General features: G+C 71.4%; 25 protein-coding genes, 1 rRNA gene and 1 pseudogene. 21 read left to right on the forward strand and 6 right to left on the reverse strand.

Annotated elements, in window-relative coordinates; all coding sequences use genetic code 11:
• The first annotated feature begins 197 nt into the window (after positions 1-197).
• From rrf to EIW28_RS05575, 10 genes and pseudogenes are all read left to right on the forward strand, one after another.
• A 5S ribosomal RNA gene (gene rrf, locus EIW28_RS05530) occupies positions 198-314 on the forward strand.
• A gap of 171 nt (positions 315-485) precedes the next feature.
• On the forward strand, positions 486-1,088 hold the full coding sequence (nadD, locus tag EIW28_RS05535) for a nicotinate-nucleotide adenylyltransferase (protein ID WP_232013816.1): 603 nt from the start codon (positions 486-488) through the stop codon (positions 1,086-1,088).
• Positions 1,089-1,207: 119 nt separating this feature from the next.
• Positions 1,208-1,630, forward strand: a complete 423-nt coding sequence (gene rsfS / locus EIW28_RS05540) for a ribosome silencing factor (RefSeq protein WP_125246753.1) — start codon at positions 1,208-1,210, stop codon at positions 1,628-1,630.
• Entirely contained in the window at positions 1,627-2,280 is a 654-nt protein-coding gene (locus EIW28_RS05545; RefSeq protein WP_125246754.1) for a histidine phosphatase family protein, read from the forward strand. Before rsfS ends, EIW28_RS05545 begins: the two co-directional genes overlap by 4 nt.
• 274 nt (positions 2,281-2,554) lie before the next feature.
• Positions 2,555-2,833 carry a hypothetical protein gene (locus EIW28_RS05550; RefSeq protein ID WP_125246755.1) on the forward strand — a complete coding sequence of 93 codons (279 nt, stop codon included), beginning with the start codon at positions 2,555-2,557 and terminating at the stop codon, positions 2,831-2,833.
• Between the two features lie 13 nt (positions 2,834-2,846).
• Entirely contained in the window at positions 2,847-3,725 is an 879-nt protein-coding gene (locus EIW28_RS05555) for a DegV family protein (RefSeq protein ID WP_125246756.1), read from the forward strand.
• Positions 3,726-4,002: 277 nt separating this feature from the next.
• Positions 4,003-4,689 (forward strand): helix-hairpin-helix domain-containing protein, encoded by a 687-nt coding sequence (locus tag EIW28_RS05560; RefSeq protein WP_197717106.1) that lies wholly within the window; start codon positions 4,003-4,005, stop codon positions 4,687-4,689.
• Positions 4,690-4,708: 19 nt separating this feature from the next.
• The gene (locus EIW28_RS05565) at positions 4,709-7,024 is read left to right on the forward strand and encodes a ComEC/Rec2 family competence protein (protein WP_125246758.1); all 2,316 of its coding nucleotides are present in this window, start codon (positions 4,709-4,711) and stop codon (positions 7,022-7,024) included.
• 156 nt (positions 7,025-7,180) lie between these two features.
• The gene (gene holA, locus EIW28_RS05570) at positions 7,181-8,170 is read left to right on the forward strand and encodes a DNA polymerase III subunit delta (protein WP_125246759.1); all 990 of its coding nucleotides are present in this window, start codon (positions 7,181-7,183) and stop codon (positions 8,168-8,170) included.
• Positions 8,163-8,405 (forward strand): annotated as a pseudogene (locus tag EIW28_RS05575) (hypothetical protein); the annotation flags it as partial. The gene holA and the pseudogene EIW28_RS05575, both read left to right, overlap by 8 nt.
• Before the next feature lie 477 nt (positions 8,406-8,882).
• On the opposite strand, the gene rpsT reads toward EIW28_RS05575, so the two are convergent.
• Positions 8,883-9,155, reverse strand: a complete 273-nt coding sequence (gene rpsT / locus EIW28_RS05585; protein ID WP_125246762.1) for a 30S ribosomal protein S20 — start codon at positions 9,153-9,155, stop codon at positions 8,883-8,885.
• 247 nt (positions 9,156-9,402) lie between these two features.
• Positions 9,403-9,999, reverse strand: coding sequence for a TetR/AcrR family transcriptional regulator (locus EIW28_RS05590; protein WP_125246763.1), 597 nt, complete (start codon positions 9,997-9,999; stop codon positions 9,403-9,405).
• Positions 10,000-10,088: 89 nt separating this feature from the next.
• Between EIW28_RS05590 and EIW28_RS05595 the strand changes: the two genes are divergently transcribed.
• Positions 10,089-11,108 carry an ABC transporter permease gene (locus EIW28_RS05595; protein WP_125246764.1) on the forward strand — a complete coding sequence of 340 codons (1,020 nt, stop codon included), beginning with the start codon at positions 10,089-10,091 and terminating at the stop codon, positions 11,106-11,108.
• Positions 11,109-11,344: 236 nt separating this feature from the next.
• Complete coding sequence (lepA, locus tag EIW28_RS05600) at positions 11,345-13,177, forward strand: translation elongation factor 4 (protein ID WP_125246765.1); 1,833 nt, start codon at positions 11,345-11,347, stop codon at positions 13,175-13,177.
• A 51-nt stretch (positions 13,178-13,228) separates the two neighbouring features.
• Here lepA and EIW28_RS05605 read toward each other — a convergent pair whose 3' ends face one another.
• The 4 genes from EIW28_RS05605 to EIW28_RS05620 form a co-directional block, all read right to left on the reverse strand.
• Positions 13,229-13,945, reverse strand: coding sequence for a hypothetical protein (locus EIW28_RS05605; RefSeq protein WP_125246766.1), 717 nt, complete (start codon positions 13,943-13,945; stop codon positions 13,229-13,231).
• A 199-nt stretch (positions 13,946-14,144) separates the two neighbouring features.
• Positions 14,145-15,806 (reverse strand): alkaline phosphatase D family protein, encoded by a 1,662-nt coding sequence (locus tag EIW28_RS05610; RefSeq protein WP_125246767.1) that lies wholly within the window; start codon positions 15,804-15,806, stop codon positions 14,145-14,147.
• 132 nt (positions 15,807-15,938) lie between these two features.
• Positions 15,939-16,793: a hypothetical protein gene (locus EIW28_RS05615; RefSeq protein ID WP_125246768.1), complete on the reverse strand. Its 855-nt coding sequence runs from the start codon at positions 16,791-16,793 to the stop codon at positions 15,939-15,941.
• Complete coding sequence (locus EIW28_RS05620) at positions 16,772-17,593, reverse strand: enoyl-CoA hydratase-related protein (RefSeq protein WP_197717107.1); 822 nt, start codon at positions 17,591-17,593, stop codon at positions 16,772-16,774. The genes EIW28_RS05615 and EIW28_RS05620 overlap by 22 nt, the downstream gene beginning before the upstream one ends.
• A gap of 66 nt (positions 17,594-17,659) precedes the next feature.
• Here EIW28_RS05620 and hemW point away from each other — a divergent pair, with 66 nt between their 5' ends.
• The 9 genes from hemW to ybeY all read left to right on the forward strand — a co-directional run bounded on the left by hemW (position 17,660) and on the right by ybeY (position 26,308).
• Entirely contained in the window at positions 17,660-18,835 is a 1,176-nt protein-coding gene (gene hemW / locus EIW28_RS05625) for a radical SAM family heme chaperone HemW (RefSeq protein WP_125247522.1), read from the forward strand.
• Between the two features lie 143 nt (positions 18,836-18,978).
• Positions 18,979-20,103: a CapA family protein gene (locus tag EIW28_RS05630; RefSeq protein WP_125246769.1), complete on the forward strand. Its 1,125-nt coding sequence runs from the start codon at positions 18,979-18,981 to the stop codon at positions 20,101-20,103.
• A 114-nt stretch (positions 20,104-20,217) separates the two neighbouring features.
• Entirely contained in the window at positions 20,218-21,234 is a 1,017-nt protein-coding gene (gene hrcA / locus EIW28_RS05635) for a heat-inducible transcriptional repressor HrcA (RefSeq protein ID WP_125247523.1), read from the forward strand.
• Positions 21,235-21,253: 19 nt separating this feature from the next.
• A complete protein-coding gene (gene dnaJ, locus EIW28_RS05640; protein WP_125247524.1) occupies positions 21,254-22,387 on the forward strand; it encodes a molecular chaperone DnaJ in 1,134 nt (377 codons plus the stop codon).
• A gap of 618 nt (positions 22,388-23,005) precedes the next feature.
• Positions 23,006-23,491 (forward strand): hypothetical protein, encoded by a 486-nt coding sequence (locus EIW28_RS05645; protein ID WP_125246770.1) that lies wholly within the window; start codon positions 23,006-23,008, stop codon positions 23,489-23,491.
• A 77-nt stretch (positions 23,492-23,568) separates the two neighbouring features.
• Positions 23,569-24,294, forward strand: a complete 726-nt coding sequence (locus EIW28_RS05650; RefSeq protein ID WP_125246771.1) for a 16S rRNA (uracil(1498)-N(3))-methyltransferase — start codon at positions 23,569-23,571, stop codon at positions 24,292-24,294.
• Positions 24,295-24,306: 12 nt separating this feature from the next.
• The gene (locus EIW28_RS05655) at positions 24,307-24,660 is read left to right on the forward strand and encodes an HIT domain-containing protein (protein WP_125246772.1); all 354 of its coding nucleotides are present in this window, start codon (positions 24,307-24,309) and stop codon (positions 24,658-24,660) included.
• Positions 24,661-24,798: 138 nt separating this feature from the next.
• Positions 24,799-25,854 (forward strand): PhoH family protein, encoded by a 1,056-nt coding sequence (locus tag EIW28_RS05660; protein ID WP_125246773.1) that lies wholly within the window; start codon positions 24,799-24,801, stop codon positions 25,852-25,854.
• Positions 25,832-26,308 carry an rRNA maturation RNase YbeY gene (gene ybeY, locus EIW28_RS05665; protein WP_125246774.1) on the forward strand — a complete coding sequence of 159 codons (477 nt, stop codon included), beginning with the start codon at positions 25,832-25,834 and terminating at the stop codon, positions 26,306-26,308. The genes EIW28_RS05660 and ybeY overlap by 23 nt, the downstream gene beginning before the upstream one ends.
• Positions 26,309-26,314: the final 6 nt, after the last annotated feature.

The raw sequence follows: 26,314 nt of genomic DNA on the forward strand, positions 1-26,314 counted from the left end.
CAATGTGTGGAGTGGACGGGTACTAACCGCCGAGAACTTAACACAACAACGACGGCCCGCCCGCAAGGGCAAGGGTCAGGTAGAAACGACATTCACGCACGCTATGCGATTCTGAGACAACACACGTGTGTGCTCGAATCCAAACAGCCGGAAACCTCCTTGTTTGGGTTTTGGAGACCCGTGGTCTCGCAGGTTTGTTTGGTGGTGAGAGCGGAAGTGACACACCCGGTCCCATTCCGAACCCGGTCGTTACGGCTTCCAGCGCCGATGGTACTGCACCCGAGGGGGTGTGGGAGAGCAGGACACCGCCAAACATGAACATGGAGCGAAAGGCCCGACACCCAGTGTCGGGCCTTTCGCACACCCAGAACAAGAACCCACCACCAGGTGGGTGCCTTCCTTCGTATATGCACAAGGGCCCGGTGCTTTTCGCACTGGGCCTTTTCGCGTGCCCTGATTCGGAATCGCGGGATAGGATTCGGCCTGTGGCTGACCGGAGTGCTCGACGTATCGGGGTGTTCGGGGGGACGTTCGATCCTCCGCACCTGGGGCATCTGGTGGCCGCCAGTGAGGCGGCGTTCGAGTGCCGGTTGGACGAGGTGGTCTTCGTGCCGGCCGGCGACCCCTGGCAGAAGGCGCACGTCAAGGTCTCGGATGCGGCTGCGCGCCTTGAGATGACGCGGCTCGCGGTCGGGTCCGATCCGCTGTTCCGGGTCAGCACCTGCGATCTGGACCGCGGGGGCGCGACGTACGCAGTGGACACGGTCGCCGACGTGCGAGCGGAGTACGACGGCGAGGTCGAGTTGTTCTTCATCATCGGCGCCGATTCGCTGGAGAACCTCCACACCTGGCACCGGGTCGCGGACCTGGTGAAGGCCGTGAAGTTCATCGCGCTGAACCGGCCGGGGCATTCGCGGCGCGAGGTCGACACCTCGTTCGGGATCGACGTCGAGTTCATCGACATGCCGGCCGTGGACCTGTCGTCCACGGGGTGCCGGCAGCGGGTCCGGGAAGGCCAGCCGGTCCGGTATCTGGTGCCGGACGCGGTCGCGGAGTTCATCGAGGAGCGCGGTCTGTACCGCGGCTGAGGGCTGGGACGAGTCGCACAGCGACCGGCGCGAAACAGGGAGGTCGGCGTCGGACCGCACGTGTAAAACTAGAGCTGAACCGGCGCGGTGCCGGTGCAGCCTCGTCGACAGGAGCGTTCGTGACCGCAAGCGAAACCGCCAAGACCCTGGCCTTCTCAGCAGCCCAGGCGGCGGCTGACAAGAAGGCCTTCGCCATCAACCTCCGAGACGTCACCTCGAAGATCGCACTCACCGATGTGTTCGTGATCGTCTCGGCCTCGAACGAGCGGCAGGTTCACGCGGTCGTCGACGCGGTCGAGGAGCGGCTCATCAAGGAGCACGACACGCGTCCCCTTCGCCGCGAGGGCAAGGGCGGCGAGCAGTGGGTGCTCCTGGACTACAACGAGATCGTGGTGCACGTCTTCCACCAGGAGGCGCGCGTCTTCTACGGCCTGGACGGGCTCTGGAAGGACTGCCCCGAGATCGAGTTCGTGGACCAGGCTGAGGCCGAGCGGGAGCGCCGGGCCGAGGGCGGCGATGCCGAGGACGGGGACGAGCGGTGAACCGGCTCCTCGTCGTCCGCCACGGCCAGACCGAGTGGAACATCGCGGGGCGCATCCAGGGTTCCTCGGACATCGACCTCGATGAGACGGGGAAGCAGCAGGCGCTCGAGGCCGGGCCGGAGCTGGCGCGGTACGAGCCGGCGCGGATCATCTCCTCGGACCTCCGGCGGGCCGTCGACACGGCGAAGCCGGTGTCCGAGCTCACCGGCGTCGAGATCGAGCTGGACAAGCGGCTCCAGGAGCGCGGCTACGGGCCCTGGGAGGGCCTGACGGGCTCCGAGATCGCCGAGCAGTTCCCCGAGGACCACCGGCGGTGGCGCGCGGGGGAGCCGTTGCAGCACCCCGAGATCGAGACCTGGAACGAACTGCACCGGCGCACGTCCGAGGCGGTGCGGGACATCATCGACTCCGACGTCGACGGGACCGCGATCGTGGTCTGCCACGGCGGTTCGGCCCGGCAGATCGTCGGCGGCATCCTCGGCTGGGACCAGGCGCCGACGAGCAGCCTCTCCGGCATGGACAACGCGCACTGGGCCGACCTGCGGCGCATGCGTTCGGGGAAGTGGCGGATGTTCGGCTACAACCTGGGCGTCCCGGCGCCGCATACGGTCGGGGCGAGCCCGCTCGCGAAGGGCCAGCTGGCCCGGTAGCGGTTTCGCCGCCGAGTGCTGGACCGGGTCCCTTCCCGGGATTTAGGCTTCGGTCGTGGTGCAACCGCGCCGGGACCGGAGGCGTCAAACCGTCATGGACACGCATACATCCCGAATCAGGCGAATCGCGAACACCGCGGGGCTGCTGACCGGCGGACTCCTGCTTGCCGCGCTGACCGCGTGCGGCGCCGGCGAGAGCGGCTCCGGCGACGAGACCTCCGCAACCCCCACCGTGAGCGCGTCGCCGACCGATGCAACGAGTGAGGAGAGCTCCGTGCCTGGAACCAGCCCGTCGATGGAGCCGTCGTTCGACGACTCGTCCAAGTCCGGCTCGGTCACGACCATCACCGGCACGGTCGAGTCGGGCGTCGAGTCCGGCTGCCTCGTCCTCGAGTTCGAGGGCACGGTGTACGGGATCTACGGCAGCTACGACGCGTCGGTCGTGTACGCGGGTGCCGAGGTCACGCTGCACGGCGTCGTGGACAGCGGCATGATGACCACCTGCCAGCAGGGGACGCCGTTCGTGGTCTCGGAGGCCGAGGCCGCGGGTTAGGTAGTGTGGCCGGGTGACCGTCGTCGTCGTTACCGATTCCACCTCGGCCCTCCCTGAGGCGCTTCGCGCTTCGCACGAGGGCCTGACGGTGCTCGGCATCCCGGTGCTGATCGGCGGCGCCGAGCACCGCGAGGGCGAGGACGTGCGCGCCGACGCGATCCTGCGCGCGATGCGCGAAGGCCAGACGGTGACCACCTCCGGCCTGCCGCCCGAGGAGCTGCGGTCGACGTACACGCGGCTGCTGGACGAGGGCGCGACCGGGATCGTGTCGGTGCACCTGTCGGGCCGGCTCTCCGGGACGGTGGCGGCGGCCGAGGCGGCCGCGGCCGGTTTCGGCGGGCGGGTCGCCGTGGTCGACTCGCTCGGGGCCGGCATGGGCGTCGGCTACCCGGCGCTCGCCGCCGTCGAGGCGGCTGAGCAGGGCCTCGACCTGCTGTCGGCGGCCGCGGCCGCGCACCAGGCGATCGGGCGGACCACGACGTACTTCTACCTGGACACCCTCGAGTACCTGCGCCGCGGCGGCCGCATCAGCGCGGCCCGGGCGATCGTGGGGACCGCGCTGTCGGTGAAACCCATTCTGGGCGTTGAGGACGGCCGCATCGACGTGATCGAGAAGGTGCGCACGCCGACGCGCGGACTCCAGCGCCTCGCCTCCCTCGCGGTGGCCGACGCGGGCGAGTCCGAGGTCGAGATGACGGTGCACCACCTGGGCGCCGAGCGCCGCGCCGAGGCCCTCGCGGGGTGGCTCCAGGAGCGCTTCGAAGGCCGGCTGCGGCGCATGGACGTCACCGAGGTCGGCGCCGCCGTCGGCGCGCACTGCGGCCCGGGCCTGGTCGGGGTCATTACGCGTCGGCGTTCCCGGCTTACGACGGATGTCGGTGGCGCCGAGTAGATTTGAATAGGGGGGTCCCCCGGTGTCCGATTTGCTCCGGAACCTCCGTTCACATTCGAGGGTCGCGAGCGCCGAGGATTATCGCTCGGAAACCGCGCCGCCGTCCACCCGAAGCCAGGTTGTCCACAGGCCACATCGAGTTATCCACAGGCCGGAAAATTCTCAGTCACGGCCGTGACCCTCGCTCGTTGACCCGGGTATGGAACGCGAACAGCCACCCGAATCAGCGGCCCTCGCCGCGCGGCTCCGCTTGCGACTGCATGCGGCCGAAGGCGAAGTGTGCAAGGAGACCGTCGACGCCGACAGCGGTGAGGCCGCGCCCGAGCCGGTGCCGAAGGCGCCGCCCGCGCGGCGGTTCGAGGACCGGCTCGAGCGTTTGCAGCACCGGTTCGGCCTCTCGCACCTGAACCGGTGGGTGCTGGCGATCGTCGGCGTCCTGGTCGCCGTCGTCGGCCTCTCGGTGACGATCCTGTCCTGGCCCGACTCGCAGCCGGCCGCCACCGCGCCGGTCGCCGCGCCCCAAGCCTCCGAGGCATCGCCGGGGACGATCATCGTGTCGGTCGCGGGCGCGGTCAACAAGCCGGGCATCGTCGAGCTCGAGACCGGCGCCCGCGTCGCCGACGCCATCGAGGCCGCGGGCGGCCTCGCCGAAGGCGCCGATCCCGGGTACCTCAACCTCGCCCGCGTCGTGGCCGACGGCGACCTCGTCGCCGTGCCCGACGCCTCCGAGTCCGGGGCGCCGGCCCCCGGCGCGGAGGGCTCCGGCGGGGGCGGGCTCGTCAACATCAATGTCGCCGGCGCCGAAGAACTCGACGCCCTCAACGGGATCGGGCCGGTCCTCGCCGAGCGGATCATCGCGTACCGCGAGACCAACGGCAGCTTCCAGTCGGTGGACGAGCTGTCCGAGGTCTCCGGCATCGGATCGGCGCTCCTCGAGCAGCTGCGCGGACAGGTGACGTTGTGAACGGCCGGGGAGGCCCGCCGTGAGCGCCGAGTTCACGCTGCGGCCCGCACCGTCCGAAGTGGTGCGGCGGGACTGGCGGCTGCCGCTCGTCGCCGCGGGAGTGTGGGCGGCCGCGCTCGCGGGCCTGTACGGCGGCGTCGTCAGCGGACTGGTCACGACGGCGGTGTGCGCCGCCGTGGTCGCGCTGGGACGCAGGAGCGGCCGCGACCTCGCTTCCGCGGCGGCCACGGTCGCGTTCGGGGCGGTGCTCGGCGCCGGGGTGACGACCGCGCACGTCGCCGCCCGCGACCATCCCGGCCTCACCGCGCTCACTTCCGCTGAGGCGCACGGGGAAGCGGAACTGGTGCTGCGCGCGGTCCCGAAGGAGTCGGCGCGGCGCCCCGACATGGTCATCGCGACCGCGCGATTGCGCTCGTTCACGACCGATGACGCCGTCGTCCACGGCAACTGGCAGGTCCTGCTCGTCGCCTCCGGCGGGGAGTGGCTGGAGCTGGACGCCGGGCAGCGGGTCGTCGTGTCCGCGGTGCTCAGGGAGGCGGAGCCGGGGCGGCTCACCGCGGCCGTCGTCAGCGCCCGCGGGCCTCCCGAGGCCGCAGGCGAGCCCGCGCTCCCGCACCGGTTCGCCGCCCACGTGCGCGACCGGCTCGCGGCGGCCGTCGAGGCGGTGCCGCAGCCGGAGGCGGGACTGATCCCCGCGCTCGCCGTGGGCGACACGTCGATGATGGACCCGGAGCTCGCGGCGGACTTCCGCACGACCGGGCTGGTGCACCTGGTGGTCGTCTCCGGCTATCACCTGAGCCTCATGGTCGGGGCGGTGCTCGCGGTGGCGGTCGCGTGCCGGGCCGGGCCCCGGGCCCGCGTGGCGGCGGGAGCCGTGGCCGCCGGGGCGATCGTGGTCGTCGCCGGGCCCCAGCCGAGCGTGTTGCGCGCCGCCGTGATGGCCGGGATGACGCTGCTGGCGCTGGCCGCGGGGAGACCCCGGGCCGCGATGCCGGCCTTGGCGACCGCGGTGCTCCTCGTGGTGCTGGCCGACCCGGACATGGCCGCGCAGGCCGGGTTCGCGCTGTCGGTCGCGGCGTGCGTGGGGTTGCTGCTGCTGGCGTTCCGGTGGGCGCGGCCGCTCGAACACCGCGGCTGGCCGCAGGGTGTGGCGCTCGCCGTGACGATCCCGCTGGCGACCCAGGTGGCCGTGACGCCGCTGCTGGTCGGCCTCGGCAGCGGGGTGAGCCTCGTGTCGGTGCCGGTGAACCTGCTGGCGGCGCTGGTGGCCGCGCCGGTGGTGGTGCTGTCGGTGGGAGCCGCGGCCGCGGCGGCCGTGTGGCTGCCCGCGGGGGAGCTGGTGGCGCAGGTCGCCGCCGTGCCCGCGCGGTGGCTGATCTGGTTGGCGCGCACCGGGGCCGAAGTGCCGGGCGCACTGCTGCCGGTGCCCGGCGGCGTGTGGTGGGGCCTCGGGTCGGCCGCGGTGCTCGCACTCGTCGTCGGCCTGCTCCAGGTGCGGCGGCTGCGGCGCGCCGTCCTCGCGGTCCTCCTGGTGGCCGGGCTCGGCGCGGTCCCGGCGTGCCTGTTCTCCGGCGGCGCGCCCTCCGGATGGGTCGTGACGATGTGCGATGTGGGCCAAGGGGACGCGCTCGTCTTGCCCGCCGGGGACGCCGCGGTCGTGGTCGACGTCGGCCCCGACCCGGCCCTCGTCGACGCGTGCCTCGACGCGCTCGGCGTCGAGCGGGTGGCGCTGCTCGTGCTGTCGCACTTCCACATCGACCACACCGCCGGGATCGGTGGCGTCCTGGAGGGCCGGGAGGTCGCGGCGATTCTCGCGCCGCCGCCGGGCGAGGCGCGGTACGGCTTCGCGATGGTAGAGGAGCGCGCCGGCGCGGTGCCCCTGCTGGAGGCCGTGCCCGGGGAGGTGTTCGAGTTCGGCGAGACGCGGCTGGAGGTCCTGGGCCCGCCCGAGGACCTGCTGAGCGGCACCCGGTCGGATCCGAACAACAACTCGGTGACGCTGCGGGCGGAGGTCGCCGGGACGAGCGTGCTCCTGACCGGGGACGTGGAGCTCGAAGGCCAGCGCGCACTCCTGAACGGCGGCAGCGCACTCGACGTCGACGTGCTGAAGGTCCCGCACCACGGGTCCTCGTTCCAGGTGCGCGAGTTCCTGGAGGCCGCCGAGCCGGCGGTGGCGCTGGTCGGCGTCGGCGCGGGGAACGAGTACGGGCACCCCGACCCCGGGCCGCTCGGCGTCCTCGAGGACGGTGGCGCGCTGGTGTTCCGGACCGACGAGGACGGGCGGATCACCGTGTCGCGGAACGGCGCGCGGATGGAGGTGAGGACCGAGGAGTGAGGTGAGCAGTCGACTACCGGGCGACGCCGTTCGGGTGATTGGGAGACGGATGCGGCGGGGCGGACCGGTACACACCGGCAGCACCCGGGCTCGGCGAGGAAAGCGCCGGACCGGTCACGGACCGGAGCGTCCCGCGCGGCATGCGAGGATGGTGCCGTGGCTGCACCTGAACCCATCAGACTGATCCTCGGCGACGACGAGTTCCTCGCCGAGCGGGCCGCCGCCGACTACGTCAAGGCGGTGCGCGCCGCGATGCCCGAGCACGACCCCGCGCCGGCCGTCAACCGGATCGCGGGCGCCGACCTCACCAGCGGGGCGCTGACGGAGCTGACGAGCCCGACCCTGTTCGGCGGCGCGGTCGTCGGCGTGGTCGAGTCGGGCCAGGACGTCGACAAGGACATGATCGCGGCGCTCCTCGCGTACGCGAAGCAGCCCGCGCCGGAGATCTACCTCGCGGTGTGCCACAACGGCGGCAACAAGGGCAAGGCGCTGTCGGAGGGGCTCAAGAAGCTCGGGATCGAGCCGGTGCGGGTCTCGAAGATCAAGCGGCAGCCCGACCGGATCGCGTTCGTTCGCGGTGAGCTGCGGGACGCCGGGGCGTCGCCGCGGTCGGCGTCGGCCGAGATCGCGGACACGATCATCCAGGCGGTCGGCTCGGACCTGCGGGAGCTCGCCTCGGCGTGCGCGCAGCTGGTGGCCGACACGGACGGGAAGATCACCCAGGAGAGTGTGGCGCAGTACTACTCGGGCCGCGCCGAGGTCTCCGGGTTCACCGTGGCCGACGCGACGATCGCGGGCGACGCCGCGGAGGCGCTCGGGGCGCTGCGCTGGGCGATGCAGGTCGGCGTCGACCCGGTGCCGATCGCCGACGCGCTGGCGATGGCGGTGCGGAACCTGTCGCGGGTCGCGGCCGAGCGGGGCGGGGCGGCGCAGCTGGCCGGGCAGCTCGGCATGGCGCCGTGGCAGATCGAGAAGGCCCGCAAGCAGGCCCGCAACTGGACCGCGGACGCGCTCGCGGAGGCGATGCAGGTGTGCGCGCGGCTCAACGGCGAGGTCAAGGGCGGCGCCGACGACCGCGGGTGGGCGCTGGAGCACGCGATCCTCCAGATCACCCGCTTGAGCGCAGCGGGGAGGGGCCGTGTCTGAGTACCGCCACGGGAGGGTGAGCCGCCCCCGCCGGCCCTGGTACGCGCGGGCGCTGGGCATCAAGCACCTGTACCTGTCGAACGTGATGTGCGTGCTGCTCTTCGAGGGGGCGGTGGCGCTGGCGGTGCTCATGGCGTTGACCGAGCTGGTGTCGTGGTGGGTCGTCGTCGTCCTGCCTCTCGCGGTGGCGGTCATGGTGAAGCTGAACGACCTCGTCGCGGGCGCCCTGAACCGCCACGGCTGACTGAATTTCTCCGGGCACGGCGAGAGGCGGGGCGGGCGAGATTGAGTCGCCCCCGATTCGATGGTGCCGCGGGGGTGTGACAGTGCTGGGGGCGGCCAGCGGGCTCACCCCGTTCTTGGGCACGGCGAGAGGCGCGGTGGACGAGATTGAGTCGCCCCCGATTCGACGATGCCGCAGGGGTATGACAGTGCCGGAGTTCGACGCCCGGCTTCCGGGACGGCTCCGGTTTTCGGGCACGGCGAGAGGCTGGTTGCGCCGGATTCAGCCGCCCCCCGCTGAATGGTGCCTCGGGGGTATGACAGTGGGTGCGGGGTGCGGGGTGCGGGGTGCGGGGTGCGGGGTGCGGGGTGCGGGGTGCGGGGTGCGGGGTGCGGGGTGCGGGGTGCGGGGTGCTTCTGGGAACGCCGAAGGCCCGGGGCCGGGGCCCGGGCCTTCTGAAGCTTGGTGCTGTTCGCCTGTGCTCGCGGGTTACGCGGCGGCGGACAGCTTGTTGAAGGAGGCGGCGAGCTTCGACTTGCGCTGCGCGGCCTGGTTCTTGTGAATGACGCCCTTGGTCGCGGCCTTGTCCAGCTCGCGGCTGGCGGCGCGCAGGTGGGTCTCTGCAGCAGCGACGTCGCCAGCGGCAGACGCCTCACGGAACTTCCGGACGGACGTCTTGAGCGACGACTTCACAGACTTGTTGCGGATACGGCGCTTCTCGTTGGTGAGAATGCGCTTTTCCTTGGACTTGATGTTCGCCACGCGTGAAGCCTCAGTTTCGTGATTGCTTGGTTCCTTAATTGATCGCGTCAGAGGCAGAGGGCACTCCGAGCGCCTGTCAACGTTACCAGGACCCGAGCAACACGCACGCCCTGGGAGCATGACCGCGAGCCAGGTTACACCAGGTGGCGGGCACCGCCCTCGCCCAGGTCCCGCCGGTGTTACCCGGGCTACCCGCAGCGGCCGGAGCGGCTCGCGCCGCCGCCTGCCTGCGGGCCCGCCGCCGTCATCAGACCCGGGCGCCGCGGGCGCGGAGCGCGGGGAGGACGACCTCCTCGACGATGCCCCCGATCGCCTCGACCGCGATGGGGCCGAAGATGATGAACTCGTTGCGCGCCAAGTCGATCGGGAGGCGCCGCAGGCGCGGCGTGAGGTGCTCCTCGGCGAGTTCGCCGCGGGCGATCGCCCGGTCGTACACCGACCGGTCGAGGAGGTTGGTGAGCTCCTTCACGAGCGAGATGAGCAGCCGCTCGCGGGCATCGGGGTCGGCGCTGACGTCGGTGAGCATGCCGAGCATGGCCGTCTGGCCGATCATCTTCATGCGCCCGTAGGCGAGTGTGAGCACTTCGACAAGGTCGGTGCGGAGCGCGCCGGTGTCGGGGACGGTCTCGACCGGCGGCAACCGGTTCGCGACGCACGCGATCAGGATCTCCACCCGGCTCGACCAGCGGCGGTACACGACCGGCTTGCTCGTGCCGGCCCGCTTCGCCACGCCCTCCATGGTGAATCCGGCGTAGCCGCTCGCGCGGAACTCCTCGAACGCCGCGTCGAGGATCGCCTGCTCAAGCGCTTCCCCGCGGCGCCTCGACGCACCCTTGCCTTCCAAACCCGACCCCCTTGGATACCGACCGTTTCTTATGTTAGCTTGAAGCAAGCAAGATACGGACCGTATCTTACGGATGATTGGAAACCATCATGGCAACCCCTGAGAAGACCCCGATCGGACGCGTGATCGGGCTCAGCGCCGCGCTCGCCCTCATCGTCGGACTCATCACCCTCGCCTTCGCCTGGCCCTCCTCCGACATGGGGCCCCACGAGGTCCCGATCGCCGTCGTCGGCCCCGACGAGGCCGCGGCGCAGGTCCAGGACCAGCTCGACGAGGCCGAACCGGGCGGCTTCGACGTCACGGCCGCCGCCGACGCCGACGAGGCCCGGGCGCTCATCGAGGACCGCGAGGTCTACGCCGCCCTCCAGATCGCGCCCGACGGCGTCACCGCCTACACCGCCACCGCCGCCTCACCCACGGTCGCCCGGCTCGTCACCGGCATCGCCGACCAGATCGCCGCCCAGATGGGCCAGGCCGCAGGCCAGCCCGTCGAGGTCACCGTCGACGACGTCGTGGCCCTCCCCGCCGACGACCCGAACGGCGCCGGCCTCGCCGCCTCCGCACTCCCCATGGCCATGGGCGGCATCATCATCGCCGCGCTCATCGGCCTGAGCGTGCGCGGCACGGGCCGCCAGGTCGCGGCCGCGGTCCTCGCGCCCCCGGCCGTCGGCGCGGGCGTCGCCGCAATCCTGCTGTACGTCCTCGAATCGATCGACGGCGACTTCTGGCCCGTCGCCGGGGCGCTGACCCTGACGATGGCCGCCTCGTCCTGGACGATCCTCGGCCTGCTCAAGCTCCTCGGCCGCGCCGGCCTCGCGCTCGGCGCCGTCATCGTGATGCTCGTCGGCAACCCGCTCTCGGGCATGACGGCCGCCCCCGAGCTGCTGCCGGCCCCGTGGGGCGCGTTCGGCCAGTTCCTGACCCCGGGTGCGGGCGGCACGCTGGTGCGCTCCGTCGCGTACTTCGACGGGGCCGGGTCGAACGCCGTGCTCCTGACCCTCGCCGCGTGGCTCGCCGCCGGCGCCGTCCTGTTCACCGTCGGCGCGGTCGTGGCCAAGGCCAGGGCAGTGGGCGCCGAGGAGCGCGAGCCCGCCGCCGCGGCGGCGTAGCGAGCCGCGTCTCGACCCGTTCCGGCCCCGGACCGCGTGCGGTCCGGGGCCGCAGCCGCGTTCCGATCCGTGAGCGGACCGTTTTTTCGCGCTGGGTGTGCGGGGGCACGCGGGCCCGTAAGGCAGAATTGTCAAATCCGCCCCGAACAACAGCGCCGCCGCGACCGCGCGGCCCCGGGCGGGTGTTGGCGAAGCTTGCGAGCCAATCGTCCGTGCAGCCGAGAGGGAAGGTCAACGTGACCAACGCGCCAGGTTCGACCGCGCCGGAGTCGATCCGGAACTTCTGCATCATCGCGCACATCGACCACGGGAAGTCCACCCTGGCCGACCGCATGCTGCAGATCACCGAGGTCGTCGACGCCCGCCAGATGCGCGCGCAGTACCTCGACCGGATGGACATCGAGCGCGAGCGCGGCATCACGGTGAAGTCCCAGGCCGTGCGCATGCCGTGGACGGCCCGCTCCGGCGAGGCCGAGGGGCGGGACTTCGTCCTCAACATGATCGACACCCCCGGGCACGTCGACTTCACCTACGAGGTGTCCCGCTCGCTCGCCGCCTGCGAAGGCGCGATCCTGCTGGTCGACGCCGCGCAGGGCATCGAGGCGCAGACCCTCGCGAACCTGTACCTCGCGATGAGCAACGACCTGACGATCATCCCGGTGCTCAACAAGATCGACCTCCCCTCGGCCGACCCCGACCGGTACGCCGAGGAGATCGCCAACCTCATCGGCTGCGAGCCCGAGGACGTCTTCCGCGTCTCCGGCAAGACCGGCGTCGGCGTCGCCGAGCTTCTCGACGCGGTCGTCGCGCAGGTCCCTGCGCCCGTCGGCGACGCGGACGCGCCCGCCCGCGCCATGATCTTCGACTCGGTCTACGACGTCTACCGCGGCGTCGTCACCTACATCCGGGTCGTCGACGGCAAGCTCAACGCCCGCGACCGCATCCGCATGATGTCGACCAAGGCCGACCACGAGCTGCTCGAGATCGGCGTCATCAGCCCCGAGCCGGTCGTCTCCAAGGCCCTGAGCGTCGGCGAGGTCGGCTACCTGATCACCGGCGTGAAGGACGTGCGCCAGTCGAAGGTCGGCGACACCGTCACCCTGAACAAGAACCCGGCCCAGACCGCGCTGCCCGGCTACACCGAGGCCAAGCCGATGGTCTACTCCGGGCTCTACCCGATCGACGGCTCCGACTACGGGAACCTCCGCGAGGCCCTCGATAAGCTCCAGCTCAACGACGCCGCGCTCCAGTACGAGCCCGAGACGTCGGCCGCGCTCGGCTTCGGCTTCCGCGTCGGCTTCCTCGGCCTGCTCCACCTCGAGATCATCCAGGAGCGCCTCGAGCGCGAGTTCAACCTCGACCTCATCTCGACCGCGCCGAACGTGGTCTACCAGGTCGTGAAGGAGGACGGCGAGGAGGTCGAGGTCACCAACCCCTCGGAGTTCCCCGAAGGGAAGATCTACTCGATCACCGAGCCGGTCGCCAAGGCCACGATCCTCACCCCGAAGGAGTACATCGGGCAGGTCATGGAGTTGTGCCAGACCAAGCGCGGCGTCCAGATCGGCATGGACTACCTCTCGACCGACCGGGTCGAGATCCGGTACACGCTGCCGCTCGCCGAGATCGTCTTCGACTTCTTCGACCAGCTCAAGTCCCGCACCAAGGGGTACGCCTCCCTCGACTACGACATCGAGGGCTCCCAGGAGTCCGACCTGGTGAAGGTCGACATCCTGCTCCAAGGCGAGAAGGTCGACGCGTTCGCCGCGATCGTCCACAAGGACCAGGCCTACGCGTACGGGGTGCGGCTGAGCGAACGGCTCAAGAAGCTCATCCCGCGCCAGCAGTTCGAGGTGCCGATCCAGGCCGCGATCGGCTCGCGCATCATCGCCCGCGAGACCATCCGCGCCCTGCGCAAGGACGTCCTCGCCAAGTGCTACGGCGGCGACATCTCCCGCAAGCGCAAGCTCCTCGAGAAGCAGAAGGAGGGCAAGAAGCGCATGAAGAACATCGGACGCGTGGAGGTCCCCCAGGAGGCGTTCATCGCCGCGCTGCGGACCGACGAGAACTAGGGGCATGAACAAGGGGCGGAACCGAACCGGTTCCGCCCCTTCGACGTACGCCTACTGCTGCGGGTACCCGGGCGGGGGCGCCTGGTGCTGGCCGGGGGCCGGCGGCTGCTGCTGCGGGTACCCCTGGGCCGGGGGCTGCTGCGGGTAGCCCTGCTGCTGGGGGTAGCCCTGCGGGGGCTGCTGGTACCCGCCCTGCGGCGGCACGGCCGGCGCCTTGGGCTGGTTGCCGGGCTGCGACTTCAGGTAGTGCTCGACCTCGGGCTGGGTGAGCAGGTAGAAGCTGAAGCCGACGGCGCCGAGCCGCGCGATCGACACGAGCGCGCCCACGGCCGCGATCCAGCCCCAGCCGACCCACAGGCCGCCGAGCGAGAACAGGCCGAGCAGGCCGTACCCGATGTACAGCGGCACGCGCGGGTCCTGGGCGCCGAACGCGCCGAGGCGGCTCTTGGTGATGAACCAGGCGAGGCCGATCGCCACGCCGCCGTGGAAGATCAGGCCCACGACGCCCGAGGCCACCACGAACCCGGTGGCCGCCCACCACGGCGCGCTGATCGTGGCCACGATCGACAGCAGCAGCATGAGCACCGACAGGGCCACGTAGCCCCACAGCATCATCGTCAGGTGGTTGACCTTCTTGGGCCGCCCCGGGTGCTCCTTGATGCCCCACTCGGTGGCGAAGTCGCCGGTCCCGCCGGGCTGCGGACCGGGTCCCGCGGGGCCGGGGGCCCCGTACTGACCGGGTTGGGGAGATTGCGGGGGATACGTCATAGTCGCTGCTCCGGGCAAAGAGAAGGGTGTGCCATCACCGCTCACTGTAGCCGCCGCACGCAAGCGCCGGGGACCCGGAGAAGCTGCGCGAACACCTGCCGGACGAGGCGTCACGGCGGCGGTGGCGGCCGGTCGAACGGCACGCGAACGGAAGGTGGGGCGGGCGGCGCCGGCCGGCGCCGCCCGCCCCGGCGGGGGACTAGTCCAGGGAGTCGTCGACGAGCTCGTCGGAGTCCGCGAACGGGCCGGTGTTCGTCGACATCGTCGCGACGTCCACCGGCCGGTCGTAGGTCTGGTGGAGCGTGCGGTCCCGGTCGGCGATCGCGTAGGACCGGCGCGTGTACACCGGCGCGTCCTGCACGGTCACCTGCGGCACCACCTGGAAGTTCACGTCCATCTGGTCGGGCGTGATCACCGTCTCCACATAGCCGCGCTGGGCGTTGCGGAACTTGATGTGCGGGTTGATCTTCAGCACCGAGTTGTCCTCGGGCACCGAGTCGACGCCGTTGCCGCCCGAGGTGATCGAGGTGGCCACCAGCTCCACGCCCACCGAGTCGCCCTGCGCGTCCGGGAAGTCCGGGAGGATCTCCCCGGCCCAGTGCGTGTGGACGTCGCCGGTGAGGACCACCGGGTTGCGCACCCCGGCCTCGACCCAGCCGTCGATGATCCGCTGCCGCGAGGCCGCGTACCCGTCCCAGCCGTCCATGCTGGTGCGCAGCACGTCGGCGGCGGCGCTGTTGTCGCGCTGCGTGAAGAACACCTGCTGGCCGATGACGTCCCACCGCGCGTTCGACTCGTGGAAACCGTCGATGAGCCACTCCTCCTGCGCCGCACCGGTGATCGTGCGGGACTCGTCCCACGCGTCGGCGCAGTTCGACTGCGTGCCGTCGCCGCACGCCTGGTCGTCGCGGTACTGGCGGGTGTCGAGCATGTGGAAGTTCGCCAGCCGGCCCCACCGGACCCGCCGGTACAGCTGCATGTCGATGCCCGCGGGCACCGAGGTGCGCCGCAGCGGCATGTTCTCCCAGTACGCCTGGAACGCCGCGGCCCGCCGCGCCAGGAACGCCGCCGGGTCCGGCGTGTCCGAACCGGCCTCCGGGAACTCGTCGGCCCAGTTGTTCTCGGTCTCGTGGTCGTCCCACACCACCAGCCACGGCGCGATCAGGTGCGCGGCCTGGAGGTCCGGGTCGGCCTTGTACTGGGCGTGGCGCTGGCGGTAGGTCGCGAGCGTGACCGTCTCGGGCCCTTCGTGGTCGCGCACGTTCCCGTCGGGGGAGTTGTACACGCCGGCCTTGTACTCGTACTGGTAGTCGCCCAGGTGGAGGATGAGGTCGGGCCGGGACTCGGCCATGTGCCGGTAGGCGGTGAAGTAGCCGTGCTCGTACTGCGAGCAGGACGCGAACGACATGCGCAGCTCGTCCGGCATCGACCGGCGCGAGGGCGCGGTGAGGGTCCGCCCGATCGGGGAGGTCCAGCGGCCCGTCTTGAACCGGTAGTAGTACTCGCGGCCCGGCTCCAGGCCCTCGACTTCGATGTGGACGCTGTAGCCGACCTCGGCGGCGGTCTCGGCCCGGCCGGAGGCGACGCGGCGGCGGAAGCGCTCGTCCTTGGCGACCTCCCACTTGACGTCGAAGACGCCGTTCGGCATGCCGCCGAAGCCGTCCTCGGCGAGCGGGTTCACCGCCAGGCGGGTCCACAGGACCACGCCGTCGGGCTCGGGGTCGCCCGAGGCGACGCCGAGGGTGAACGGGTCGGACTCGAGCACGGGGTGGACCCTCATCTCGGCCCAGGCGGCGGCCGGCACGGCGGTGGCGGCGGCGACGCCGGAGGACGCCAGCAGGACGCGGCGGGATATGTGCATTGTGGACCTCGCTTCGGGGGGATTGTAGCGGGTTTGCGACCCACCACAGCCCAACAAGCGAGCGTGGATCGTCCGGAACGTCCGGTCGAAGGGGCGGTGAACCGGGGCCGAATTCTGCCCCGGCCCGCGGCCTCAGGCTGCGGCGAAGGTGATGATCACGGCGGCGTGGCTGTCGTTGGCGATCTCCACCGCGGCCTCGCCGTCGGCCTCCGCGTCCGGTTCGGACCAGCCGTCCTCGCCTGCGGCCCAGACCATCCCGCCGTACGCGACGCTCGCGATCCCGAAGTCGTACGAGCGCGCCACGGCCCACGCCGCCCGGTTCCAGCCCGCGGCGGCGTCGCTCGGGTCGATGACCACAGTGGAACCCTCGGCCTCGGACACCTCGCCGCCCCACTGGTACGCGTACGCCTCCGCGAGGGCCGCCGGGTCGAACGCGACCACGTCGGCGCTGCCCTTGACGCAGCCGATGCCCCCGTCCAGGCCCCCGGCGAAGACCGCGGCGATCACCGTCGCCTCGTCCTCCCACTGCCGGTACAGCTCCGGGTAGGCGCTCACCTGGACCTCCTGCGCGGCCTCGGCGAGCGTCATGTCCTCCCAGCCGTCGGTGCGGCGCAGCTTCTCGTAGAACTTGAACGAGGCGTACACCGGGTCCATGAGCTCCTCCTCGGTGCCCCAGCCCATGCTCGGGCGCTGCTGGAACAGGCCCAGCGAGTCGTCGTGCCCGTAGTTCACGTTCACCAGCTCGGACTCCTGCATGGCCGTGGTGATCGCCACCGCCACGGCCCGCTCGTCCATCCCGTCGCGCAGCCCCACCGCCGCGATCGTCGCCGCGTTCGACGCCTGCTCGGCCGTCAGGTGCGTCTCACCCGCGCCGGTCGTGAAGTAGCAGCCGGTCCGGCTGGGGCGCAGGGACTCCCGCGCCTCCTCGGTGCAGCCCGTAAGGACGAGTGCCGCGAGCAGCGAGGTCAGGGCCAGGATTGCGCGCAATGAAGACTCCGATCTGGTCGGTCGGCGGCTGGTAAGCCTACCCAAGAGGCGGCCCGCTTCTCAATGAACGAACGGACCCCTTCGCGTCCCTCTTCGGAGAAGAAGAACTCCGCCGTCAGGGCGGCCGCCTCCCGCAGCCGCTCCCGCAGATCCGGTGTGGCGGTGAGCACCTTGATCCCCGCCTGCGCCGACGGGCCGCCCGCGAGCAGGCTCGCGGCCAGCGCGCCGCGCCGGTCCGTGAGCGCCTCCGGGGCGACCGCGTGCGTCACCAGGCCCCACGCCTCGGCCCGCACCGCGTCGAAGGACTCCCCGGTCAGGAACAGGCGCCGCATGAGGCCCTGGTCGAGCTTGCGCGCCACCACGGGCGCGATCACCGCCGGGACGACGCCCAGCCGCACCTCGCTGAAGGACATCGGCGCGGCCGCCGCGGCGACCACCAGGTCGGCCGCGGCGATGAGCCCCATGCCGCCGCCCTTCGCACCGCCGCCCGCGGCCACGACCACCGGCTTCGGGGCCTCGCAGAGGTCGGCGAGGAGTTCGGCCAGGTGCGCCGCCGGCAGGTCCTCCAGGCGGGTCGCGGCCGCCGACTCCTTCAGGTCCGCGCCCGCGCAGAACACCGGCCCGGTGTGGTCGATCACGATGACCCGCACGACCGGGTCGGCCACCGCCTTCGCCACGGCCTCGCGCAGCTCGGCGATCATGCGGGTCGAGAGGGCGTTGCGCCGCTGCGGGGCGTCGAGGGTAATCGAGGCCACGTTCAGGTCCGCGCGGTACTTGATGAGAGCGTCGTTGCTGTCCACGCCAGTACCGTAGTGGGTGTGTCCGCCTTCTCGCCAGTAGCAGCCGCACGCCCGCCCGCCGCCGACATCGCCGCGGCCGCCGCCGACCCCGCCGCCGGGGAGGCCGGGTTCGGGTTCTACGTCCACGTGCCCTTCTGCGTCTCGCGCTGCGGCTACTGCGACTTCAACACCTACACGGCCGCCGAACTCGGTGGCGGCGTCTCCCGCGACTCCTACGCCGCGGTCGTCCGCGGCGAGATCCGCGCCGCCGCGGCGCAGTTCGGCACCAGGCCGAAGGTCGACACCGTCTTCTTCGGCGGCGGCACCCCCACGCTCCTGCCCGCCGCCGACCTCGCCGCGATCCTCGCCGAGATCGACCGCGAGTTCGGCCTCGCCGACGGCTACGAGGCCACCACCGAGGCCAACCCCGAGTCCGTCGACGCCGACTACCTCGCCGAACTCCGCGACGGCGGCTTCACGCGCCTGTCGATCGGCATGCAGTCCACCGCCTCCCACGTCCTCAAGGTCCTCGACCGCGAGCACTCCCCGCAGAAGGCCCTCGACACCGTCGCGCACGCCCACCGGGCCGGGTTCGAGCACGTCAGCCTCGACCTCATCTACGGCACCCCCGGCGAGAAGGCCGCCGACTTCGCCGACAGCCTCGCCGCCGCCGTCGACACCGGCGTCGACCACGTCTCCGCGTACGCCCTCATCGTCGAGGACGGCACCGCCCTCGCCCGCCGCATCCGCGCCGGCCAGGTGCCCCAGCCCTCCGACGACGTCGCCGCCGACCGCTACCTCGCCGCCGAGGCGGCCCTCGACGCCGCCGGCTTCACCTGGTACGAGGTCTCCAACTGGGCCAAGGACGACGCCGCCCGCTGCCGCCACAACCTCCTGTACTGGGACGGCGGCCACTGGTGGGGCGCCGGGCCCGGCGCCCACTCCCACCTGCCCGGCGTCCGCTGGTGGAACCACAAGCACCCCGCCACCTACGGCGCCGCGCTCGCCGACGCCGCTGAACACGGCGGCCTGCCCGTCGCCGGCCACGAGCTCCTCACCCCCGAGGACCGCTATCTCGAGCGGGTGCTCCTGCTCACCCGGCTCGCGAGCGGCCTTCCACTCGCCGACCTGCGCCCCGAGGGCCGCGCCGCCGCGGAACGCGTTGCCGCCGAAGGACTCGCCGAACTCCGCGACGGCCGGCTCGTGCTCACGCTCCGCGGTCGACTCCTCGCCGACGCCGTGGTGAGAGACCTCACCGCCTGACGACGCGCAAGCGGACGCCCCGTAGATTTGACCCGTCGCGGCGAGCCGGTCCCCAGTCGGCCCCGCCGGCGCGGGCCCCGCCGACCCCCGGCGCCCCAGGCCCCGTCACCCCTGAATCCTCGACACCGGAGCCCAGACCACCCATGCGCACACCATCCCCCGCCGCCTCCCGCCGCGGCGTCCTCGCCGCCTCCTTCGCCGGCCTCGCCCTGGCCGCCTGCTCCCGAGAGGAGCCGCAGGCCGAGGACGACGGCGGCGCCGGCGCTTCCGAGGAGGCCTCGCCCTCGCCGTCCCCCTCGCCCGAGCCCCCCCGCGAGATCACCATCACGCACGTCGGCGACACCATGCCCGGCTCCTACCCGAACCAGATGGCCTCCGACGAGGGCGCGAGCTTCTTCGACGGCGTTCGCGACAACCTCACCGGCGACGTCGTCATCGCCAACCTCGAAGGCGCCCTGTCGACCCTGGAGTTCGACAAGTGCGGCGGCGGCGAGTGCACCTACTTCCGCCTCCCCGCCGAGTACGCCCAGGTCTTCGCCGACGCCGGCTTCCACGTCCTCAACCAGGCCAACAACCACGGCTGGGACGCCGGGCCCGACGGCGCCGCCGAGACCCAGGAGGCCGTGCGCGCCGCCGGCATGGAGATCTGCGGCATCAAGGACGAGGTCTGCCTCGTCGAGACCGAGAGCGGCCTCACCGTCGGCCTCGTCGGCTTCGCGCCCTACACCTTCTACACCGACAACCGCGACCTCGACGCCGTCGCCGCCCTCGTCGCCTCCGCGAAGGAGCAGGCCGACATCGTCGTCGCCACCGCCCACCTCGGCGCGGAGGGCACCGACCACCGCCACGTCCCCGAAGGGGTCGAGACCTACCTCGGCGAGGACCGCGGCGACACCCGCGCCTTCGCCCACACCTGCATCGACAACGGCGCCGACCTCGTCTTCGGCCACGGCCCGCACGTCCTGCGCGGCATGGAGGTCTACAACGGCAAGCTCATCGCCTACTCCCTCGGGAACTTCGGCGGCGGCCAGAACCTCTTCAGCATGGACGGCCCCCTCGGCCGCTCCGCCATCCTCTCGGTCACCATCCGCGAGGACGGCACCATCGTCGCCGCCAAGGCCCAGGCCAGCATCATGGACGGCGACGGCTACCCGACCCTCGACGAGGACAACGGCGCCTTCGACGACCTCAACGAGCTCGCCGAGGACTTCGGCGAGAACGGGGTCACCGTCGCCGACGACGGCGCGCTCATCATCCCGGGCGTCTGACCCCCCACGTACACTGGCACTCCTGGACACGGAGTGCCAGACTTGAGTCCGGCGGACTGAGCTTCGGCCCGGCCCGCCGGACGCCGGCATCGAGACTGAGGGGACGTGGCGACGATGGACGACCGCAAGCTCGAAGTCCTGCGCGCCATCGTCGAGGACTACGTCGCGACCCAGGAGCCCGTCGGCTCCAAGGCCGTCGCCCAGCGCCACTCCCTCGGCGTCTCGGCCGCCACCGTCCGCAACGACATGGCCTACCTCGAAGAGGCCGGGTACATCCAGCAGCCCCACACCTCCGCCGGCCGCATCCCGACCGCCAAGGGCTACCGCCTCTTCGTCGACCGCCTCGGCAAGATCAAGCCGCTCTCGGCCGCCGAGCGCCGCGCCGTGCACCGCTTCCTCTCCGAGGCCATCGACCTCGACGACGTCGTCACCCGCACCGTGCGCCTGCTCGCCCAGCTCACCCACCAGGTCGCCGTCGTCCAGTACCCGAGCCTCAACCGCTCCTCCGTGCGCCACCTGGAACTCGTCTCGCTCACCCCCACCCGGCTCATGCTCGTCATGATCACCGACACCGGACGCGTCGAGCAGCGCTACGTCGAGGTCCCCGCCGAGCTCACCGAGGACGACGTCCTCGACCTGCGCCGCCTCGTCAACGAGCAGCTCCAGGGCAAGGCCCTCGCCGACGCCCCCCGCATCATCGACGGCCTCGCCGGCCTGGCCCGCCCCGAACTGCGGGCCACCGCCTCCGCGCTGGCGCGCGTGCTCCTGGAGTCCGTCGTCGCCCGCACCGAGGAGCGCGTCGCCGTCGCTGGCGCCGCGAACCTCACCCGCAACGGCAACTTCTTCGCCGGCTCGCTGCGGCCCATCCTCGAAGCCCTCGAGGAGGAGGTCGTGCTCATGCAGCTCCTCGGCCGCGCCGACTCCAACGCCCTCCTGACGGTGCGCATCGGCGACGAGAACGAGGTCGCCGACTTCCGCGAGGCGACCGTCGTCACCGCCGGGTACGGGCCCGGCTCCGTCGTCGGGCACATGGGCGTGCTCGGGCCGACCCGCATGGACTACCCGGGCACGATCGCGGCCGTCCGCGCCGTCGCCCGCTACGTATCAGAGATTTTGGAACAGAACCGCTGACAGGACGATGAGCACCCACGTGGCAAAGGACTACTACGGCATCCTCGGTGTCGAGCGCAACGCGACCGAGGACGAGCTGAAGAAGGCGTACCGGAAGCTTGCGCGCAAGTACCACCCCGACGTCAGCGACGAACCCGACGCACAGGAGCGCCTCCAGGAGATCAACGCGGCCTTCGAGGTCCTCATGGACCCGCAGAAGCGCGCGATCGTCGACGCGGGCGGCGACCCGTACGCGCGCGGCGGCGCCGGCGGCGCGGGTGCCCCGTTCATGGGCTTCGAGGACATCATGGACGCCTTCTTCGGCGGCTCGATGGGCGGCTTCGGCCGCCGCGGCCCGCGCTCGCGCACCCGGCCCGGCAACGACGCGCTGCTGCGCCTCGACCTCGACCTCGAGGAGGTCGCGTTCGGCACCGAGTCGACCCTGACCGTCGACACCGCGATCCTGTGCGACGCCTGCGACGGCTCTTGCACCGAGGGCGGCTCCGAGCCGCAGACGTGCAGCACCTGCGGCGGCTCCGGCGAGGTCCAGGTCGTGCAGCGCACGATCCTCGGCCAGGTCCGCACCGCGCGCCCCTGCTCGGCCTGCTCCGGCTACGGCACGATCATCACCGACCCGTGCCGCAAGTGCGGCGGCGAGGGCCGCGTGCGCTCGCGCCGGCGCATCACCGTCAAGGTGCCCGCGGGCGTCGAGGACGGCATGCGCATCCGCCTCTCCGGCGAAGGCGAGGTCGGCCCCGGCGGCGGCCCCGCCGGCGACCTGTACGTCGAGGTCCACGAGAAGCCCCACGAGGTCTTCACCCGCGAGGGCTCGGACCTGCGCTGCCGCGTCCGCGTGCCGATGACCCAGGCCGCGCTCGGCACCAAGCTGAACATCCACACCCTCGACGACCAGGTCGAGGTCGACGTCACCCCCGGCACGCAGCCCGGCACGATCAAGAAGGTCCGCGGCCACGGCGTCCCCAAGCTCCGCGGCGGCGGCGCCCGCGGCGACCTCTTCGTCGAGCTCGACGTGCGCACCCCCACCAAGCTCGACGCCGAGCAGGAGGAGCTGCTCCGCAAGCTCGCCACCCTGCGCGACGAGGAGATCAAGGAAGTCAAGGGCGGCAGCGGTTTCTTCTCGAGGATGAGGGACGCCTTCAACGGCCACGCCTGACGCGAGATGCTCCTCGTTGAGCGTTGAGCGTTGAGCGTTGAGCGTTGAGCGTTGAGCGTTGAGCGTTGAGCGTTGAGCGTTGAGCGTTGAGCGTTGAGCGTTGAGCGTTGAGCGTTGAGCGTTGAGCGTTGAGCGTTGAGCGTTGAGCGTTGAGCGTTGAGCGTTGAGCGTTGAGCGTTGAGCGTTGAGCGTTGAGCGTTGAGCGTTGAGCGTTGAGCGTTGAGCGTTGAGCGTTGAGCGTTGAGCGTTGAGCGTTGAGCGTTGAGCGTTGAGCGTTGAGCGTTGAGCGTTGAGCGTTGAGCGTTGAGCGTTGAGCGTTGAGCGTTGAGCGTTGAGCGTTGAGCGTTGAGCGTTGAGCGTTGAGCGTTGAGCGTTGAGCGTTGAGCGTTGAGCGTTGAGCGTTGAGCGTTGAGCGTTGAGCGTTGAGCGTTGAGCGTTGAGCGTTGAGCGTTGAGCGTTGAGCGTTGAGCGTTGAGCGTTGAGCGTTGAGCGTTGAGCGTTGAGCGTTGAGCGTTGAGCGTTGAGCGTTGAGCGTTGAGCGTTGAGCGTTGAGCGCCGAGCGCCGAGCCTTGAGCGCCGCCCCGGCCGGGGAGCGGGGCTCCGCTACACTCCGGGGCCGTGATCAGCCTCGACCCCGGAACCCTGCTGTTCCCGCTCCTCGTGCTCGCCGCGGGCCTCGTCGTCCTCGTCGTCGTCCTGCGCCGCCGCGCGGCCCCGACCCGGGCCCCCGGCGCGCCCCGCCTCGACGCGGCCCCGCCCGTCGGCGGGCCGCAGAACGGCGAGCGCTGGCTGGCCGACGTCCCCTTCGAGGACGAGCCGCGCCGCTCGAAGGAGCGCCCCGTCCTCGTCATCGGCTACTCCGGCCGCGGCTACTGGGTCCTCAAGTGCACCACGCAGGAGCCCCGCGAGGCCGAATGGCGGGTCGCCGCCCCCGCGAACCGCTGGGACCCGCCCGCGGACAAGGACGGCTGGGTCGACCTCGTCCCGGTCCACCTCCCGAGGGGCCGCTTCGACCACGCCTTCGGCCGCATCGGCGACCCAGGCCTGTACCGGAAGATCACCGGCCGCCTCCGCTGGGAGCGCGCGGTCGACTTCACCCGCTGACCGCCGGCGGCGCCGCCGCGCGCGTCGGCGCCCGGACACCTCCTCCGGCGCCCCCCGGCAGGACCTAGGCTGTCCGGGTGAGCGATCCGGTCTTCCTCGTCGACGCCGTCCCCGGCGCCGGCGAATTCACCCTCGACGGCCCCGAAGGGCACCACGCCGCCGACGTGCAGCGCCTCCAGCCCGGCGAGACGCTGCTGCTCGCCGACGGCGACGGCACCGTCGCCTCCGCGCGCGTCGCGCACGCCGAGCGCGGCCTCCTGCGCCTGGAGATCCTCGACCGGCGCACGCTCCCGGCCCCCGAGCCGAAGCTCACCGTCGTCCAGGCCCTCCCCAAGGGCGACCGCGGCGAGCGCGCCGTGCAGATGCTCACCGAGATCGGCGTCGACGAGGTGATCCCCTGGGCCGCTTCGCGATCCATCGTCCAGTGGAAGGGCCCGCGCGGCGACAAGGCCCGCGCGAAATGGGAGTCCACCGCCCGCGAGGCCTCCAAGCAGGCCCGCCGGGCCCGCCTCGCGCGCGTCGCCGAGCTGCACACCACCAAGCAGCTCGTGCAGCGCCTCCGCGACGCCGCGCAGGTCCTCGTCCTCCACGAGGAGGCCGCGAACCCGATCTCGCAGGTCGACCTCGCCGCTGCCGGCGAGATCGCCCTCGTCATCGGCCCCGAAGGCTCCATCAGCCCCGACGAGCTCGCCGCCCTCGCCGAGTTCGGCGCGCCGGTGCGCCTCGGCGACACCGTCCTGCGCACCTCCACGGCCGGGCCCGCCGCCCTCGCGGTGCTCCAGGCCCGCCTCGGCCGCTGGTAATAGGATCCTCGAATGACCGACACCGACTGCATCTTCTGCAAGATCGTCGCCGGGGACATCCCCTCGACCCGGGTCCTGGAGACCGAGCGCGTCCTCGCGTTCCGCGACCTCTACCCGAAGGCCCCCACGCACGTCCTGGTCATCCCCAAGGACCACTACGCGAACGCCGCCGAGGTCGCCGCGGCCGACCCGGGCCTGACCGGCGAGATCGTGGCCGCGGCCGGCGAGGTCGCCGCCGCCGAGGGCGTCGCGGACAGCGGGTGGCGGCTCATCGCCAACTCCGGCCCGCACAGCGGCCAGGACGTCTTCCACGTCCACTTCCACGTCCTCGGCGGGAAACCGCTCGGACCGATGGTTTCGGCCTGAAATCACACCCCCGCCTCGTTTACTCGTTGTCCCTTGTCGCAGGCAGGAACTACCATTGAGGCATGGAACCAGCGGCCGCGAGGCCGCTTGAAATCTCTTTGAGGAAGCAGGTGGCGAACAGCCCTCGCGGCGAAGCCTATGACCGACCGCTCTGACAACGGCCAGAATGCATCGACGATCACGTCCACGATCACCGTCGGCGACCAGAGCTCGCTCATGGCCTTGCTGGGCCGCGCCGACGAGAACCTGCGCTACATCGAGCGCCGCAACCCCGGCGTCGACCTCCATGTGCGCGGGGACACCATCACGCTCACCGGCCTCAACGGCGCGCTCCACGCCGCCGAACGACTCGTGAAGGAGCTGCTCGCCTTGATCGAGAACGGCGAGAACGTCGATCCCGACATCATCCGGCGCACTGAGAACATGCTCAAGTCCGCGCCCGGCGAGCGCCCCGTCGACGTGCTCACCCAGAACATCGTCTCCAAGCGCGGCAAGGCGATCCGCCCGAAGACGATCGGGCAGAAGCGCTACGTGGAGGCCATCGACCAGAACACGATCGTGTTCGGCATCGGCCCCGCCGGCACCGGCAAGACCTACCTCGCCATGGCCAAGGCCGTGCAGGCGCTCCAGTCCAAGGAGATCAACCGGATCATCCTGACGCGCCCCGCGGTCGAGGCCGGGGAGCGGCTCGGGTTCCTGCCCGGCACGCTGTTCGAGAAGATCGACCCGTACCTGCGCCCGCTCTACGACGCGCTCCACGACATGATCGACCCGGGCTCGATCCCGAAGCTCATGGAGTCGGGCACGATCGAGGTCGCGCCGCTCGCGTTCATGCGCGGCCGCACCCTCAACGACGCGTTCATCATCCTCGACGAGGCGCAGAACACCACGCCCGAGCAGATGAAGATGTTCCTCACCCGCCTCGGCTTCGGCTCCAAGATCGTCGTCACCGGCGACATCACCCAGGTCGACCTGCCCGGCGGCACCACCTCCGGGCTGCGCGTGGTCCGCGACATCCTCGAAGGCGTCGAGGACGTGCACTTCGCCACGCTCCGGGCGGAAGACGTCGTCCGTCACCAGCTCGTCAGCGATATCGTGAACGCCTACGAGAAGTGGGACGCCGCGAAGGAGCACCATCGCGGGCCCGCCGGGAAAGGGCAACGAGGGAACCGTGGGCATCGAGATCATCAATGAGTCCGGACGCGAGGTCGACGAGGCGGGCATCCGCGCCGTCGCCGAGTTCGCACTGCTCGAGATGGGCGTGAACCCGCTCGCCGAGCTCTCGGTCCTCATCGTCGACATCGAGCACATGACCGAGCTCAACAAGCGCTGGATGGGGGGCACCGGGCCCACCGACGTCCTCTCGTTCCCGATGGACGACGCGATGCCCGGCCGCCCCGACTCCTCCGAGCCGGGCACGCCGATCCTCGGCGACCTCGTCCTCTCCCCGGAGGTGGCCGAGGCCCAGGCCAAGGACGCCGGCCACTCGACCGCCGACGAGCTGCACATGCTCTCGGTCCACGGGGTGCTCCACATCCTCGGCTACGACCACGCCGAACCGGAGCAGGCCAAGGAGATGTTCGGCCTGCAGAACCGCCTGCTCGACTCCTGGCGCTCGAAACGCGCCGCCGCCGCGGCGGAGAGCTAGGCCCCG

The organism is Glycomyces terrestris, assembly GCF_003933745.1.
GTDB classification, from domain to species: Bacteria; Actinomycetota; Actinomycetes; order Mycobacteriales; family Micromonosporaceae; genus Glycomyces; species Glycomyces terrestris.

What these genes read in the sequence shown, in the direction of transcription:
- EIW28_RS05595 (WP_125246764.1), top strand. Translation starts at nt 10,089, where the DNA reads ATGGCAACCCCTGAGAAGACCCCGATCGGACGCGTGATCGGGCTCAGC.
- EIW28_RS05655 (WP_125246772.1), top strand. Translation starts at nt 24,307, where the DNA reads ATGACCGACACCGACTGCATCTTCTGCAAGATCGTCGCCGGGGACATC.
- EIW28_RS05605 (WP_125246766.1), bottom strand. Translation starts at nt 13,945, where the DNA reads ATGACGTATCCCCCGCAATCTCCCCAACCCGGTCAGTACGGGGCCCCC.
- EIW28_RS05660 (WP_125246773.1), top strand. Translation starts at nt 24,799, where the DNA reads ATGACCGACCGCTCTGACAACGGCCAGAATGCATCGACGATCACGTCC.
- EIW28_RS05630 (WP_125246769.1), top strand. Translation starts at nt 18,979, where the DNA reads ATGCGCACACCATCCCCCGCCGCCTCCCGCCGCGGCGTCCTCGCCGCC.
- hrcA (WP_125247523.1), top strand. Translation starts at nt 20,218, where the DNA reads ATGGACGACCGCAAGCTCGAAGTCCTGCGCGCCATCGTCGAGGACTAC.
- EIW28_RS05610 (WP_125246767.1), bottom strand. Translation starts at nt 15,806, where the DNA reads ATGCACATATCCCGCCGCGTCCTGCTGGCGTCCTCCGGCGTCGCCGCC.